This is a genomic window from Leptolyngbya sp. BC1307, assembly GCF_002286735.1.
GTDB lineage: Bacteria > Cyanobacteriota > Cyanobacteriia > Phormidesmidales > Phormidesmidaceae > Phormidesmis.
The window spans coordinates 35,037-51,194 of record NZ_NRTA01000031.1 but is presented as its reverse complement, the minus strand read 5'-3'; the positions used below and the strand labels follow the sequence as shown (position 1 = coordinate 51,194).

General features: G+C 52.7%; 13 protein-coding genes. 3 read left to right on the top strand and 10 right to left on the bottom strand.

Annotated elements, in window-relative coordinates:
* The first annotated feature begins 187 nt into the window (after positions 1–187).
* Positions 188–298 carry a photosystem II reaction center protein PsbM gene (psbM, locus tag CKL79_RS15765; RefSeq protein ID WP_121970535.1) on the top strand — a complete coding sequence of 37 codons (111 nt, stop codon included), beginning with the start codon at positions 188–190 and terminating at the stop codon, positions 296–298.
* Positions 299–423: 125 nt separating this feature from the next.
* Here psbM and CKL79_RS15760 read toward each other — a convergent pair whose 3' ends face one another.
* From CKL79_RS15760 to CKL79_RS15725, 8 genes are all read right to left on the bottom strand, one after another.
* Positions 424–1,722, bottom strand: coding sequence for a proton extrusion protein PcxA (locus CKL79_RS15760; RefSeq protein ID WP_121970534.1), 1,299 nt, complete (start codon positions 1,720–1,722; stop codon positions 424–426).
* 248 nt (positions 1,723–1,970) lie between these two features.
* Positions 1,971–3,860 (bottom strand): DCC1-like thiol-disulfide oxidoreductase family protein, encoded by a 1,890-nt coding sequence (locus CKL79_RS15755; RefSeq protein WP_121970533.1) that lies wholly within the window; start codon positions 3,858–3,860, stop codon positions 1,971–1,973.
* A 38-nt stretch (positions 3,861–3,898) separates the two neighbouring features.
* Complete coding sequence (locus tag CKL79_RS15750) at positions 3,899–5,179, bottom strand: NAD(P)/FAD-dependent oxidoreductase (RefSeq protein WP_121970532.1); 1,281 nt, start codon at positions 5,177–5,179, stop codon at positions 3,899–3,901.
* Positions 5,176–6,105 (bottom strand): hypothetical protein, encoded by a 930-nt coding sequence (locus CKL79_RS15745; RefSeq protein ID WP_240518893.1) that lies wholly within the window; start codon positions 6,103–6,105, stop codon positions 5,176–5,178. Before CKL79_RS15745 ends, CKL79_RS15750 begins: the two co-directional genes overlap by 4 nt.
* An 81-nt stretch (positions 6,106–6,186) precedes the next feature.
* Positions 6,187–7,650: an MBOAT family O-acyltransferase gene (locus CKL79_RS15740; RefSeq protein ID WP_121970530.1), complete on the bottom strand. Its 1,464-nt coding sequence runs from the start codon at positions 7,648–7,650 to the stop codon at positions 6,187–6,189.
* 158 nt (positions 7,651–7,808) lie between these two features.
* Positions 7,809–8,096 (bottom strand): acyl carrier protein, encoded by a 288-nt coding sequence (locus tag CKL79_RS15735; protein ID WP_121970529.1) that lies wholly within the window; start codon positions 8,094–8,096, stop codon positions 7,809–7,811.
* Positions 8,065–9,891, bottom strand: a complete 1,827-nt coding sequence (locus CKL79_RS15730; protein WP_121970528.1) for an acyl-CoA dehydrogenase family protein — start codon at positions 9,889–9,891, stop codon at positions 8,065–8,067. The genes CKL79_RS15735 and CKL79_RS15730 overlap by 32 nt, the downstream gene beginning before the upstream one ends.
* Positions 9,892–9,907: 16 nt before the next feature.
* On the bottom strand, positions 9,908–11,776 hold the full coding sequence (locus CKL79_RS15725; RefSeq protein ID WP_121970527.1) for a fatty acyl-AMP ligase: 1,869 nt from the start codon (positions 11,774–11,776) through the stop codon (positions 9,908–9,910).
* A gap of 545 nt (positions 11,777–12,321) precedes the next feature.
* Here CKL79_RS15725 and CKL79_RS15720 point away from each other — a divergent pair.
* Positions 12,322–12,888 carry a 4'-phosphopantetheinyl transferase superfamily protein gene (locus tag CKL79_RS15720; protein WP_170944080.1) on the top strand — a complete coding sequence of 189 codons (567 nt, stop codon included), beginning with the start codon at positions 12,322–12,324 and terminating at the stop codon, positions 12,886–12,888.
* A gap of 55 nt (positions 12,889–12,943) precedes the next feature.
* Here CKL79_RS15720 and CKL79_RS15715 read toward each other — a convergent pair whose 3' ends face one another.
* Positions 12,944–13,852, bottom strand: a complete 909-nt coding sequence (locus CKL79_RS15715) for a phosphodiester glycosidase family protein (RefSeq protein WP_121970525.1) — start codon at positions 13,850–13,852, stop codon at positions 12,944–12,946.
* Between the two features lie 51 nt (positions 13,853–13,903).
* Entirely contained in the window at positions 13,904–14,935 is a 1,032-nt protein-coding gene (locus tag CKL79_RS15710; protein WP_121970524.1) for a glycosyltransferase, read from the bottom strand.
* Positions 14,936–15,159: 224 nt separating this feature from the next.
* On the opposite strand from CKL79_RS15710, the gene CKL79_RS15705 reads away from it, so the two are divergent.
* Positions 15,160–16,158 (top strand): glycosyltransferase, encoded by a 999-nt coding sequence (locus tag CKL79_RS15705; RefSeq protein ID WP_121970541.1) that lies wholly within the window; start codon positions 15,160–15,162, stop codon positions 16,156–16,158.

Genomic DNA, 16,158 nt, shown 5'->3' with positions numbered 1-16,158 from the left:
GCTTTGATAGTTGGGATCATCTACTGACCTTCATGCTCGGAGGGCTTGAGCTTAAAGTGCCTGCTGACACTAGCTAACCTCATAATGAGAATTGCTGGCGTTTAATGGCCCTGCTACTCGTAAGGCTTCAGAATGATATGCTAGAACTCAAAAGCAATGAACACTCAGGAGTAGGCTTAGCAGTCTTATGGAAACTAACAAATTAGGGTTTGTCGCCAGCGTCTTGTTCGTCTTCGTACCCACTGTATTTTTGCTGATTCTATATATTCAGACGGCTAGCAAAAATACGGGTACATAATTCAGCCTTCCCCAAGCAATTAGCGTCAGCTAGTCAGGGCAAAATTGATAAGGGCAAAGGCTTTTTGGTGATCGCTGTTTCAGCACATATCGCCCTCTGTCATTCTTCTGACAGAATTGTGCTAGCTACTCGTTCATATTCTTGTAAGTAGCCACCGCCGAAGGTGAAATACGGTTGAGATACCGGAAAATCCAGTATTTAAAGACCGTATCTAGAATCACCGGAAAAGTCGCAATGAACAAAAAGATGAAGTTGCGGTTGGCGGGTAATCCCAAATGATTGGCCATTCCCTCTAGCAAAACTTCCCATCCGTGGGGAGAGTGGAAGCCGACAAAGATATCGGTAAAGAGAATGATAATAAAAGCCTTGGCACTATCGCTGAGGCCGTAGATAATTTCGTCAATAAATGACTTGAGAATGGCAATCTGCTGCTTACAGTTCGTGAGAAAAAGCGAGAATGTAAGAACGGCAACCACATCGGCAAAAACATTTTTGATGGCATCGGCGCTGCGCTGCCGGTATTCTTCTTCAATTTGAAAGGCTTTTTGCCTGACTCGATTTTCAATTTCCTGCTCATTGAGCCCCGGAGCCTTGCCGATAAGAACCTCAAAGCGGAATCGCTCTTCGTACTGCTGCAGCTCGTGCAAGGCGTCTTCCTCCATCTCCATATTTAAGAAGACCTCGGCTTTGGCCATATCACGGCTATAGTCCACAATCGGACCGATGATAAAGTTTTTGCTGAGATACTGGGCCAGCAGCGGAATGATAACTAGCTGTAAGACAAAGGTAACTGCAACCGTAGTCTGAGCTTTAGAGCTGCGAAAGTTACGCACAACTTCTACTTCCGCATCGGGATCGAGGTCCTGCTTGATGCGATCTACTGTTCGTAAAATCGACCGAGGCAGGACGCTGCTACGGCTGCTCAAGGCCTCGTTAGGGTTGTCTTGAGGTTGGGCTGTGTCTGTTTGTAGAGTTGATATGCCTTTGGTGGGGCGGGTCTGTAGCTGGCTTAGCGCAAAAACGGAAGGCTGTTGGTAACGCTCCAGGATTTCATCGACCAGCTTTAGCTTGCTGAAGAAAACAGCGGGTCCATTAATTTGATCGAGCGGGACATCGTCTAGTAATGGGACAGTCAGTTGACCCATGCTAGGAATTTGGAAGACTGAACTGCTAGTTCTAAATTCAGCCATTCGCCGCTGGAGTGTGCTGAGATGCTTTTTCAGGTCTTTTTGCAGCAGCCGGTAGGAGCTGCGGCTATAGTCACCGTAGTTTTCGGAGATGGGATTACCGTCGAAGTGGTTTGTTTCGATTTGGCGAATTTTGAGGGCCGCTTCGTAGGCTTGATCGAGTGCCCGAGTGGGCGTTTTCGCAAACCACTGCCGAAGACTACCAAACAGCCAGAAACGCTGCGAAGAGTTTGTCATTGCTTAACCAAAGCGGCAACCCAACGGTGGGATGAGTCACTCTATATTACGGGGACGATCGCCCATCTTAAAGCGCTCAGCGCAATAATGATCAAAATAAATGATGCCCCATATCTATTTTGCAGCTTTCAGAGGATGGCGACTATCTAGTTGAGCGTCTTTGGCGTTATTGCGTAGGCGAGTTTGTCATTCGCCAGGCACAGAAGCCGGTCTCAAGATCTAGAAGGGATTGGTATGAACAGCTCAATTTATTGCTGTGCCTGACAGGACTGCTCCCAGATCAGTTTTTGCTCTACGGGCTGAGGCTCTCCGGGGGGGGCGGTACGCTCGTCGATAAAGTAAACCTGCAGGTCTTTGAGCGGGTGTCTTTGACGGGCGCTCTGCTGACAGAGGTAGTTTCCATAGCTAGGAAAGACCTTTTGGCCAATCTGACGATTGAGATTGATGTAGAAGGTTCGCCACTGCATGTTTTTGTAAAAGCGAGTGCGATCGCCCAAGGATGGCTTATCAAACGCGATCTGTCGCTCGGGCCGCAGCACATCGATCTCCGTAGTGGCGATCGCCTCGTCCGTTTGACTAGGCGCAGGCAGCGGCGTACCCGCTACGACATGCCAGCCGTCGTCTCGCGGCGGCCCAGGCGCAAAAATACTCCATGACTGATCAAGTCGGGTCACGCGGCTTAGCCAGTCTATACGCTGCGCCGTACGGCTATTAGTTACCCGGCGAACGATGCTGACCGCTGGCTGCGAGCTTTCCACAAAAGACCGATGGGTGACGATACTGCGGAGATTCCACATGAAAGTCAGAGTTAGCAGCAAGAGGGCAATCGCACTCAGCCAGCTAGGATTTTTAACAGGCAGCGGCTTAAATTTAAACGGTCGAGTAAAGCGCCCTGCCACTCGCCGATTCGTCGCTATCCACTCATAGAAACGAGTGCCCACGGCCATCACTGGCGACCAGCGCAGCAGCGGGGCGAAAAAGCGAAAGACTGGCGACAAACTGACGACATAGGCAATGCCTTCAAACTTGTAGTGGTGCCTTCCCTTCCAGTCAACAATCACCCAGGAGTTTTGCAGCTCCATCGCCTGATTGATCTCTGGAATACTTTGGGCCGTCGCTAAAGGGGTGTGCGGAAGCACCAGCAGCATTCGGATCAAATGCACCACCTTTTTGCAAAAGCCGCAGTCAGCATCGTAAAAAATTCTCAGGCCCGAGCGCGGTGGCCCGTAGACCCGCTTGCTCAAAGCCTCCCATACCGAGGTCGGGATAAAAGCTAGCCAGGTAACGATACTTAAGAAAGGGAAGATACCCAGATTTAGCGTCAGGCCAAACCCCGCATGAAGACCGACGAAGAGGACTACTGCGACCATTCGGCAAAAGTCATGGCGTATCGGTGACCAAATCAGCAGCGGTCCTACACACTCCAACACCAGCGTCACGAATGTAAAGACAGTGAGCAGCGGCCCCAAATTGAGCAGAAAATGTCCCAGCGGTGTGGCGTACTGATCGTAGCTAAGCGAATAGTAAACCGCTGTGCCATCTGGCCACCAAGCAGAGTTGGTCGTCTTAAAGACAGCTGAAAAGATATAGATAAAGCACTGCTGAGCCATCAGCGCTAGCGTTGCGCCTGAGAAAATGCGCACTGGGATCGGCCGGGTGGCTGTATTCAGGGCCCGGTCAACTGAGTAAGCTGCCCCTAAAGGCAAAAACATGGCCCAAAACATCACCGCTCGCAACACATCATCTGCCGCAAAAATCAGCAGCGGATTGCGGTTATGCACGGAAATCAGCAGCACCCAGGAGGCAACGGTGGCTAGCCGACTGCGATAGCCAAACAGCATCGCTACCGCGCTAGCTGCCGCTAGTAAAAAGAGCACTCCCTGGAAGATCGGCTGCCCGCTCAGCAGGTGAAGTGACCAATAGCCAGGTTTCAAGATGCCGTCTGTCAGCACCGCTCGCGGCAGTACACCCAGATCGCTATAGTGAGCAGTCAGATCGCCGAAGCGCGTCGCCAGGTCAGCGAGTAGCGTCAGTGCCAGGCCAATTCTCAATAGAGCGAGCGATCGCATATCTAAACTGTAGAGATCGCGCAATGTAGCCCACCAGCGGCCCTTTTTTTCAGGCTGAACAGAAGTCATAGCTGCTTTTTGGAGTTTAGAATTGCTTGATTTAAGACTTAGCTTTCGTAGCCAGGATCCCGTCGTTTTCGCCAGGGCAAGAAGACAGCTCGCCCGAGTTCACCCAAGGCGCGGCGGGCTACTTTAGCCCGGTGACGCCGAGTCGGCATCCGAAAGATGTACACCCCGCGCCGACAGAGCGCCGCTATGCGCCCGCCCAGCGTAATCCCAAAGCTCCACAGCCCGGCATCGCCGACGCCCAGGGTAACCATGTCACCTAAGTGCAGATAGTTGAAGGGCTTGGGCGATCGCCCTCTGGTCATGGCCGCCAGATTCGCCGCCACTCGGCTAGCGGCTTGATAGGCAGCTTGAGCTGTATTCGGAGCAGCGTTGCGCTTGGACCCTCGGACATCAGCGCTATCGCCCAGCACGAAAACATTGTCATGGTCTATCAGCTGGAGCGATCGCCGAGTCAGCCGTTGGCCCTGTTCATTGTGATCGACAGCTTGCTCGCCTAGCCAGGGATTGGGCTGCGTCCCTACTGCCCACAGCGTGAGGTGACTTAGCAGCACCTGCTGTTCACCGCCTGCCTCGATGGTCACTGTATCAGCGCTCACTGCTGCTACTGAGGTCTCAGTTAGCACACGAATATCTCGTCGGGCTAATGCCTGCTGCGCGAGCCGTCTGAGACCTTTCTCAAAGGGCTTAAGAATGGTTGCTCCCCGGTCTACCAGAGTAATCTGACCTCGGGCACCTAGATAGTCAGACACCTTACCTGCTAGCTCTACACCGCTAGGTCCACCTCCGATCACAGTGACATAGACGGGAGCGGCACTGGCTTGAGGCCCCATCGCTTGAACCTGCAGCAGCTGAGAAAGCCGCGCTTTCAAGCTCAAGGCATCATCCAAAGAACGAAAGGTCAGCGTGTGCTGATCGACACCAGGAATATCAACTGGTCGGCTGTCAGCGCCGGTTGCTAGCACTAAATAGTCGTAAGCAATACTGTCACCGCCTGTCACCGTTACCACCTGACGCTGCAAGTCTACGGCCTCTGCGCGGGTCTGCAGCCAGCTCACGTTAGTCCCCGCGAGCAGGCTGCTGTAGGTCGGTGCTATCTCCCACTCTTTGAGCTCGTCGGTGATGAGTTCGTACATCATCGGCGTGAACAAAAACCGCCCCTTGGGTTCAATCAGCGTAATTTGGCTGTTGCGCAGATGACGGTATTTCTGCAGGTACAGCGCCGTGTAAAGCCCCCCGAAACCGCCACCCACAATGCAGATCTGCGAGCCAGTGGGTGGGTTGCTATTGGAGGTGCGTCCGGCTGGCTGCTGATGGATCATTGCATCTCTAAGAGAAGGGGTTTGAGCTGTTGAGCTAGCTGCTGCGATCGCACTTCTCTACCTTCTGGTTTCAAATGGTAGTGAGTGTCAGCAAACAGCGTTGGACTGTCCTGAATGTTTAGAGTTTCTTCGTCTACCAGGACCGGGGCAATCTCGCCTAGCGCTTGAGCGGTGTCTCTAACGCTTTCTATGGTTTGCTCGCTATTGACATCGCCATAGACCCAGGGAATCGACACAATTAGCTGCCCCCCCCTGTCTTCTACCTCCGTTTTGAACTGGGCAATGCGCTCAACAGCGTGAGGAGAGGCAGCGCTGTTGATTTTTAGAGGCCACCAGTCCCCTTCGCGCTGCTTGGTCTCAGTCGGGTCTCCCTGCGCTGTCAGCGGACCGTCATAATAGCCAGTAAAGCGCCCTTCCTCAGCCAGGTTAGTGACCGATTTAACAGTCCATCGCAGAGAGGGAATGCCTAGCTGTAAAGTATCTAGCGCTAGCTGCTTAGCAGGGACACCCCCCATTCCCGGCTTACCAACCGCGATCCCAAACAGGCCAGACTTTGGTCCAAAGCCGTCTCCTTCCAAAATCAGGTATTCAGGAATGAGCAGTACCACATCGCCTGGCTGAACGGCTTCTAAAACGCTCGCCAAAATCACATCCAGACCTAAAGGGCCGTCTAGACCCAGATTGACCACGGGCATTCCCAGTTCTTGGGAGAGCAAGGCAGAATCTACGGTGTAATGCGCACCCGAGCCCCCCGTAATAATCAGCTTGGGGTCAGAAGTTTCAGCGGCGATCGCCACTTTATTCTGGTACAGCCCTTTCAGCCAATGCGCTTCACCGCCTAAATATACGTTGTAGACAAACCCGGCTCCCCAGGCCAACCCTGCAACTGCTAACCAGCTTAAAAACTTTGGAGGCTTTGCGGACACAGTCATTTCGTTCAAGAGATCCTATTCTAAACAGCTCACGTGACTGACCTCTGCTGCTTCCCAGAGATCGCAGAGACGTTTCTAAAATTCAAAGTAGATAAAGTCGGCTGGAATATTAGCGGCCAGAAGAATCGTTAGGCCCAGCAACACTCTAGACATCCAGGGGGAGGTCAGCAGCTCATATTCAGGCCGCTCTTGCCATACGGCGATGTGCTCAAGGGCTAGGAAGGCGATCGCCAGCAACAGCGCCACGCCTAGCACTAACCCTTCCGGCGAATTGAACGTATTGACCGCCTGAATCAAGTTGGCAGGTGAGTAGGCCCAGGGCGTGACAATGGTCAAGAGCTTGGCCATCAGCCGCTCAATATTAGTCTCCATGAAAAAGAGACAGCCTAAAATAACGGCCCCAAAGGTCAGTGCCCAAGACACGACTTGAGGCCGCCGGACAAACTTATTAGTTGCCCGCGCAAAGGGCCGTCCAGCGTAGCGCAGTAGCAGCAGCAGCGCGCCGTGGTAGGCTCCCCAAATCATGAAGTTCCAGGCTGCACCATGCCAAAACCCTGACAGCGTGAAGGTAATAAACAGGAAAAAAGCCGCCCACTTTTTGCGTTTTCCCATCAGCGGGATGAAGACATAGTCGCGAAACCAGGTGCTCAGCGTCACATGCCAGCGCCGCCAGAATTCGTTGATACTCTGAGAAGTATAGGGCGCTAGGAAGTTAATCGTCAGCTTGACACCAACGATGCGGGCAATCCCTACCGCCATAAAGCTGTAGCCCCCAAAGTCAAAGTAGATGCGCAGAGTAAACAAGAAGGCGTAAAACCATACCAACCAAGGGTTGGCAGTCTCTAACATGCCATCAGTAATATAAGGGGCGATGTTATCTGCTAGCACAAACTTCATGAACATGCCCAGCGACAGCCACCGCATCCCCACATCAAAATTGACAGCACTGAACTGAAACTTAAAGTCTTGAATCTGAGGCAGAAGCTTGCTGCGGCGCTCAATTGGCCCAGCTACGATCTGCGGGAAGAACGAGACGAAGTTGATGTAGTCCAGCAACTTAATCGGCTTTTTGCGGCGCGCGGTGTAAGAATCGACCACAAAGGCCACCATCTGGAAGGTATAGAATGACACCCCCGGCGGAATAGTTTCAAAGATGGGCAGCGGAAAACCTGCTTGCCAATTGACTGGCAGGGGCGTCGCTAGCCCAACGAAATCTTCTATAAAAAAGGTGAGGTACTTAAAGTAGGCCAGCACCGCCACATCAAAAATAATGACGGTAGCCGCAATCAGCCGGGCCTGTTTACCCTCCCGGCGCAGCATCAAGCTCACCATAAAGTAGTTAAACAGAATCTCAAACAGAAACACTGCAAAACTGGTACGGCTGGTATTGAGAAATAGCAGCAGCGAAAGGGCCGCAAGCCCAACGGTATCAAAGCGGTTATGCCACCAGTCAAACGCTTTGCCAAAGTAGCGCACCGTGAAAAACGGCACGCTCGTCAGCAATAGCACCCACCAAAATGAAAATTCAGAGAAGTTCAATGTCTTTGCTCTATCGCTACGGGCAAAGCCCCTACAAATGACCTAATTTGCTCATCACTGAGGCTCCCTACTCAAACGGTAGAAAGCCCCATATCCATAACTGGCAGACGCTTTGATGAATGTTGCGTCTGCTCATCGCCCCTAGCCAAAGAGTTGTTCTAGAGGGACACGTCGAACTCTTCTACCATGTATGCTGAGGCTTTTTCGATGCTGGGATAGTCCCACAGCAGTGTAGAAGGAAGCTCAAGATCGAGCCAGTCTTCGAGATCGCCCACCAGTGTGACGGCGTCGATTGAATCCAAGCCGTAGCGGGTGAGGGGCTGCTTGACATCAATCGTGCTAGGTTCGATAGAGAGCACGTCGGCGAGCTGCTCAACCAACCAGGATTGGATAGCTGTGACCGAAGAAGTGGCTTCAGTGGAGCTGGAGTTCTGGAGCTGTTGCATGGGAAATGTCCTCCTTTGTAGATGATTTAGCAAGTTGGAAAGGTACAATCGAGAACATTTTGTCCTCTTGGTGTAGCCGCAAGAGTTCTTGGGCGACGTTTTCGTAATACGCCTCCGGCGGACGCTCTAAAGCCATCCGAAAGTGCGAGAGCAGGCGGTGCAGACTCAGCACCAGCCACTCACCCCTGGAAAAGAAATCACCAAGGGCCTCGCGGTTGCGCTGGCGGTTGTGCATCCACATGAGGATGCAGGCGATCGCCGCGTGCAGACGGCAATACTGCTTGGCCAGGTCAAAACTCTCAAACGACTGCTCGTGCCCATGCTCAAAAGCCGACTGGGTAATCAGCTCATCTTGGGCGTTGAGTTCTTCGAGAATGACCTGACCAAATTCCAGCACCTGGGAAAGTACAGCCTGATCCAAAGTAGGGTCACTGGTATTAACCTTGAGGGCTTCTAGCTGTGCCAGGGTGTTCTCCAGCCCCTGCATAACATCGTCCGCCCCTCGGCTAATTAGCTCTAGCTTGGTCGCATCAAAGGTCGGCACAGGCTGATCAAGTGAAAAGCTCTGGGCCAGTCGCGCCTTCAATGCCTCAAGCTTTTCGGGCTTACGACGAACCCGAGCTTTGGCTAGCTGCCGTCGCTGCAAAATTAGAGCGTGTAGATTCACTACTGAGCTACCGTCAAACATGCTGATAATGGCACTGTCTCTCAGCATCTTTTGAAACACGCCGGCGTCGTGCTCGTCGCGCATGTAAAAGCGCGAGCCTAGCACCACAGAGGTATCTTTCATTACCTGCTCCAGAGTTACCGGAACAAAGTATTTATCGACCGCTGACCACACGCTGAACTGCCCTGGCGCGACATGAAACCCTCGGGCCGCACCAATGTTGACACAGTCGCAAATCAGCATGTCGGTGAAAGCGTGAGTCAGCGTACGTCGCGCATGGGGCATGTCGATGACAGTCTTGTTGTAAAGCCGACGATTCACTGCAAAATTGAGGGTGGTGCGCATGCTGGTATCTGCCGCACCTTGAGAAAAAGCAGCGCACAGAGCCCGAGTGATCTGAAAGCCCTTCAGAGCCAGTTCTAAGCCCTCTCCTTCTCTACCTATAAGCGTGCTCGTAGGAATAAAGCAGTCGCTAAAGCCGATGCCGCTCATATCAGCAGCGCGGATGCCGTGAGTTTTTATTTTGGGCAGGTTGTAGTACTGACTGGGATTAAGCTCGCTCTTATCAACCATGAAAAGAGACAGCCCCCGATTACCGCCCTCTACTGCAGTGCGCGCCAAGACGAAAGTAATGCCAGAAATAGTTGCCCGGTTAATCGGCCATTTCTCACCGTTGAGCACATAGCCACCCTCTGTCTTGGTTGCAATCACACTGCCGCCGACTAGGTCACTGCCGTGTCCGCGCTCAGAGTAGGACAGGCACATGGCTACCTGGTCCTCGCGCATCAGGCGAGAGAGCTTTTCTTTTTGAGCTTCATTGCCTGCCATCCAGGTCAGAAATGACCAAAATAAAGTCGTAAAGGCAATGGATATATTGAGATCGCGGCGGGCTAGAACTCGCACAAAGGCAACAAACTCTTCAAAAGAGGTAAACTTGCCGCCGCACTCGGTTGGAATGTAGTAATTCTGCAGGCCCCACTGATAGAGCCAGGCAATCTCGTCGTGGGGAAACTGCTCGGCTTCGTCTAGCTCAGCGGTGTGCTGAAAAGACATTAAGCTATCGGGCTGATTAGGGTTGCCTAGAGCCTGCTCTAGCTGCTCGGCTAATTGATATTGCGTTAGCGTCATGAATGCTTCCCTTCGGTTATTTCTGGTTCAACTGCTGAGCTAAGAATTCCACCTCGTTTTGCAGGCTGCGCACCTTGGTAGTCAGTCTGGGGTTTTCGCTCCAGTCAGCGAGCACCTCTAGATCCCCAGATAAAAAGCTGGCTTTACACTTTCGGCGCTGAATTTTACCGCTCGAAGTCTTAAGCACATTGCCCGACTTCACTAGGGCCACTGCATATACTTGCAGCTCGTGAGCCTCAGATATAGCCTGGCGAATTTCGGCAATCAGTTCGTCTGCTTCTAGATTCTGCTGATGCTGACGCTCAATTTCTTGCACCACGATGAGCTGCTCTTCTCCCTCTTCAATAATGGAGAAGCACGCGCCATAGTCTGGCCGCATTGCCTGGTGGGTTTGCTGCACTGTCCATTCGATATCTTGGGGGTAGTGATTGGTGCCGCGAATGATAATCAGATCTTTGATACGGCCAGTGATATAGAGTTCACCGTCTTTTATGAAGCCTAAGTCGCCCGTCCGCAGATAACGAGTTGCGCCTTCGCCAGCAATTTGAGCTTCGAAGGTTTCCCGAGTAGCCTCGGGACGCTGCCAGTAACCGTGGGCCACACCGGGGTCGTTCACCCAAATTTCACCGACCTCAGCAGTGGCGCAGCGAGTCAGCTCGTCAGGATTGACGATGGCAACCTCGGTCTCGCAGACCAAAGGCCCGCAGCTCACGGCTTCGCGCACATAGGAAGAATTGGGTTCGGCTGCGACGACTTTACCCTGCTCTAGCTCACTGGCTTCTAGCGACAAGATAATCGGCTCGCGGCCTAAAGGCGTTGCAGAAACCAACAAAGTAGCCTCAGCTAGGCCATAGGCAGGTGAGAAGCTCTCCCAGCGAAATCCAGAGTCTACAAACGCCTCGCAAAAGTCCCGCATCACCCGAGGGTTGATCGGTTCAGCCGCATTGCCGGCGCTCAGCCAACCGCTAAGGTCTAGAGCTTCGCGCTGGGCGGGCTTGGTCCGACGGACGCACAGGTCATAGGCAAAGTTAGGAGCCTGACTGTGGGTAGCGCCGTATTTCTGAATAGCTTGCAGCCAGCGGAGAGGACGCTTCACAAAGGCTAGCGGGGCCATGATGTAGCAGGGCGCGCCATTGTAAAGTGGCTGTATCAGCCCTTCTACCAAACCGTAGTCGTGAAAGTAGGGCATCCAGGTGACGGTAGGGCCGTCAGCGCGGTAGCCGCAGCCCCGCTGTAAGTAGGCAGAGTGATGCAGCAGATTGTAGTGGCTGAGCATCACGCCTTTGGGCGTAGAGGTAGAGCCTGAGGTGTACTGTAAGTAGGCCAGTGCGTCTTTGTTTATGCCCGGATCCTGCCACTGTTTGGCTAGGTCTAGATTCACCGTTTCGGTGTCAATCCAGCGCATCGTTTCAAACTCGGGGAAATCGATGTCGGACTCTTGAATAATTTCAATGATGCGGGCGTTACTGAGAACAATGGTGGCCTGGGCATCTTTGATAATTTCGCGCAGGCGTGGTAGGGTGCGCTTCATTCGACCCGCATCGGGTGGCGGTACGGGGATGGCGATCACGCCGGCATAGAGGCTACCGCAAAAAGCCGCGACGACTTCTACGCCCTGAGGATAGAGCAAAAGGGCACGTTCGCCTTTGGCTTGCTGCTGCTGGAGAAGTGCGGCGATCGCCCTTGCCCACTCATCCAATTCGGCGTAGGTGTAGGCAGTCCCTTCTTTTTTGCCATCCACTAAGAACTGATAGGCAAGGTCACTGGGCTGTTCTTTAGCCCTGTGCTGAAGCAGCTCAACAAGAGTGGAAAATTGAGCAACGCCCTGATCGCTGAGGCTCTGAGTATTTTTGCCCTGAGTATTTTTAGGTGGAGAATAAACCATTGCTGATGCCAAAGAAGTAGCAATCGGGTAGCGATCTGTGCGCAAGCGCTATAGCGGTAACGTTACGAAATGGAAGACATCTCCGAATCGGATAAGCTAGCAACTATCTGTATTGAAATTAGGATGGTGGCTGCTTTGCCTTGATTTATTGGGATAGTAGATGGCTACCGAAACAGAAGATATTAAAATGTAAGCCTGATGCCGGCTGCTTAGAGGCATACTGACATAGCCTCTCTAAGGCCAAACACCGCTATCTATCCTCTTTACAAAAAAAACAAGCTTTTGCAGCTTTTACATTGCAGGCATGAATCAAGGCAGCGCTCTACTGGCAGGCCAATAAAACTGGCAAAGCACAGCTTTCTCAGATTTCCCACGTGCAAGAGGGCTGTAACTTCGGCCAGTATATGAGTGATACTGTTCAGATTTGGCAAATTCAGCTAAGCGCACCTCAAGACATATTGGAGGGCTATCTTACGTGCCTTTCCCAGGATGAAAAGTCCAGAGCAAACCGTTTTCGTTTTGCTGACGACAGACGTCGTTTTATTGTGTCGCGAGGTGCCCTCCGGCATATACTGGCCCGTCAGCTGCATCAATCGCCGGATCGGATCAGCTTTTGCTATAGCGAGTATGGCAAGCCATTTATTGAGGCACTGCCTGATACTCAGAGGAGTTCTCTACTCCAACCGGGGGGTGATTTTCACTTTAATCTCACTCACTCGGGTGAACTAGCCCTGTGCGCTCTGGGGTACCGGCGCAAAGTAGGTATAGATATAGAAAGCATCAGGCCACTCAAGCGGCTAGAAAGCCTGATGGACCGTTGCCTATCCGATCAGGAGAAAGAGCAGGTAAAGGCCCAGTCTGCTGACGACCAACCTCGCGCCTTTCTACAGACTTGGACCTGTAAAGAAGCCTATCTTAAAGCGATCGGACTAGGTCTGACTCAGTCGATGCGGACGGTAGAGGTACAGCTGACTCCGCCTCGGCTTCTCCATGTGCCCCACAGCTGCTCGGACGGGTGGTGCTTACACACGCTTGCTTTACCAGAGGGCTACGTTGGCACGTTGGTAGTGGCAGGTCATGCGAAGGTTGTTCAGATTACCTATAGCAAGTAGCGTTTTCGACCTCTGTATCTGGGCCAAAACCATTGGATCGCACTATGAAAAAGGTTTACTGCCCAACTAAGATGACGGATTTCACCGGGCGTTCGACCAGATTACCGTCGGTATCCAGGCGGCCTAAGTAGGTTTGCCCGTTGTAGTAAAGCGAAGATGAGCTGCCGCCATCCAGATTGAGCAGCTGAGTTGCGCCTAGAGAGGTGGCAAATTCAGCCAAATCAGCGAGGGTCATGCCGGGGGCATTGGGTCGCTGGGCAACCATGAGTAAGCGCACGGTTCCATCTGGCTGCAGGGCGATCGCGCTCCGGGCATTGGGCTGTACACTCCCGATTGCATCGCGGATGAGTTCGCCCTTGTCGTAGTCGGTAAAGGCTTCAGTGGCGGCGGTATTTTCGGGCAGCAGCTGGGGGCCTGCGCCCAAAGCACTTTCTAATTGGCAGCTATCGGGCAAGGGAGCGTCATGTTGGGTAATGTCGTAGCGCAAGCTAGCGGATGACTCGCAGCGGTAGGCCCGAAACTCTGAGCGATTAAAGATCTGATTGAGATAGGGCGCTAGTGTAGGATTGCCCGTCAGTCGCTCGTTGTTCGCAGGGTTGCCAGTTGGTTGGCCCTGGGCGGTCAGGTAAGAAGTGGTTTTGCCGTTCTGAGGATCGAAAAATCCGCCGTTAAGGACGGCGAGGGCATTTTCGCGGCGAGCGAAGGCTGCGACCGTTGTCAGTTCGTCTGCTACAGCTACAGAGATAGGGATTCCAACAGGCACACTCACCACATACACGGTGGCTGAGCCCAAATCGTAGGTTTGGTAGGTGATGCTTTGCTCCGAGACAGGAGCTGCTGGCGGTTCTGATATTTGCTCCGATTTGGCGGCGGCTGAGAAGGTTTTCTCAGGTTTTCTAGGTCTGAGCCAGATTAGACCTGACAATACCAGCAGTCCGCAGCAGAGAGCCTGTATTTTTCGCATAGCGTTCGGTCAGAGCTGAGGCGGGGACAAGCCTTACTATTGGAGAATAGCTTATCCCGCAGCATTGCGTACTTTCTCGCTGTAGTCTTTGGGACGCACTTGGCGAAAGCCCTGGAAAGCTAACTGTCTAGCCCAGCCGGGTAGGTAGGATAGAACCTGACCGACCTGAGCGCGATTCGAAAGAGTGCCGATCGCCTTGAGTTCGGCGATCAGGTTTCTGCCTTTTTGGGTTTCGCCTTTTTCGATCAGGCGCATGGCCAGCACCTGCTTGAGGCCATTGAGCTTATTGAGTCTGACCTGCTCTAGCTCAGGCCGGTGCGGAAAGCGATAGCTCGCCAGACAAAAAGACTTAGCAGTGAGAAAATGAATGTCTTGCTTAAGGCTGGTTTGACCGCCGTGAAAACGGTACTCCATCAGGCGCTCGGGAATGAAATAGGCCGTCTGGTTGGCGATCGCACATCTCACCAGCAGGTCAAAGTCTTCGCAGCCGTCGGCCTCAAACCGCATAAAATCTACCGATTCTAAGCTGCTTTTGCGAAAGAGTGAGGAACCTACCTGAAGACTCTGATGCACAAAAGTTTCTGTGAGCACATCGTCGATAATGCCATCGCCCAGCCGATCTTTTCCCCACTTGGTTGAATTAGCCGCCGTCGCTGCCTCGTCTCGCTGGTTGCGAGCGTTGATAACCCAATGGTCGGAGCAGACGAAATCTACTGCAGGCTGATCATCTAAAATGGTGACTGCTTTTTCTAAAAAGGTAGGTGTCAGGGCATCATCATCGTCAAACTTGATGAAGTATTCGCCTTGAGCGGCTTCGTAGCCGGAGCGCATATTGCGGCTGCGTTTGATATTTTCAGGGTGACGAATGTAGCGAATGCGCGGATCTGACCATTGGCTAACCACTTGAGGGGTATGGTCGGGAGAGGCATCGTCGCAGATTAACAGCTCAAAGTTGGGGTAGGTTTGGCCCAGCACGCTTTCCACCGCATAGGGCAAAATTCCAGCGCGGTTGTAAGTAGGAATGCAAACGCTGACTTTAGGCCGAGCCGCCGCATCGCGGTTAGGAGAAGGATCGTTGGTCACAGTACTGTGTTTTGGAAGGATAGCTATGAAAGCTGCTGATTCTATTAGTCAGCGTAATTGCTGATCTGCGAGTTCAGATTAACTGCGTGTAAATATTCTTCGTGGGCAAGCTAAATCTTGTAAGAATATCTTGAAGATCGCCATTTGATCGCCAGTGAATATCGAAAAAGCTGACATGATCAGCGAGTACTAGATGAATGGATTTGACACAGCAGGCACTTTTCATGATGGCGCTCTCTGAGCCTACTTCCGATTTTCCTCGGGTTTCTGTCATTGTGCCCATTTACAATGGCGAGCAAGATTTGCCGGGCCTGCTTAACTGTTTGATGGCGCAGACCTATCCGGCAGGGCAGGTGGAGTACCTGCTGGTAGATAACGCCAGTAGCGATCGCACCTCCCAGATTCTAGCCGCTGCTGCTGAGCAATTCGCCGCTAAAGGACTCACCTTTAAAGCCCTGAGCGAACGGGAGATTCAGAGTGCCTATGCTGCTCGCAACATTGGCATTCGGCAAGCGACTGGCGAACTTTTAGCCTTTACCGATGCTGACTGCTACCCACAGCCCGACTGGTTAACGGGCCTGATACGACCTTTTCAAGACGACAGCGTTGGGTTAGTGGCAGGCGAAATCACAGCCTTTCCAGGGACTACCTGGCTAGAGCGCTACGCCGAGCGCAAACGCACCATGAGTCAGAAAGATACGCTAGCCCATCAGTTTTGTCCGTATGGCCAAACCGCCAACCTCGGCATTCGCCTGAAAGCGCTAGAGAAGGTTGGTTTGTTTCGCCCCTATATGACGACGGGCGGCGATGCCGATATCTGCTGGCGAGTGCAGCGAGAAGACCACTGGAAAATTCATTACGCTACCGATGCGGTGGTTCAACATCGCCACCGGCAAACGCTGAAGGATTTGTACGCTCAGTGGTATCGCTACGGCAAATCGAACCGATACCTGCACGACTTGCACGGGGTGAAGTTAGCCTGGCCGCTGCCTAAAAAAGAGCGCAACCGCAGCCTGCTGCGATGGGCGGTTAAAGAGTTGCCTCAGGCGGCTGTGAAGTCTATCGCAGGCGAACCGGCTGTAGGGATGCTGACGACGCCTTTGGATATCTACTGCGCCCGGGCTCGCGATCGCGGCCAAAAGGAAGCCCGGCTACCCGAGAATGCTCGGGACAAGGCTTATCTACTGGCTTTGCATCATGCCGTTGAACAACCTGCCAGCTAA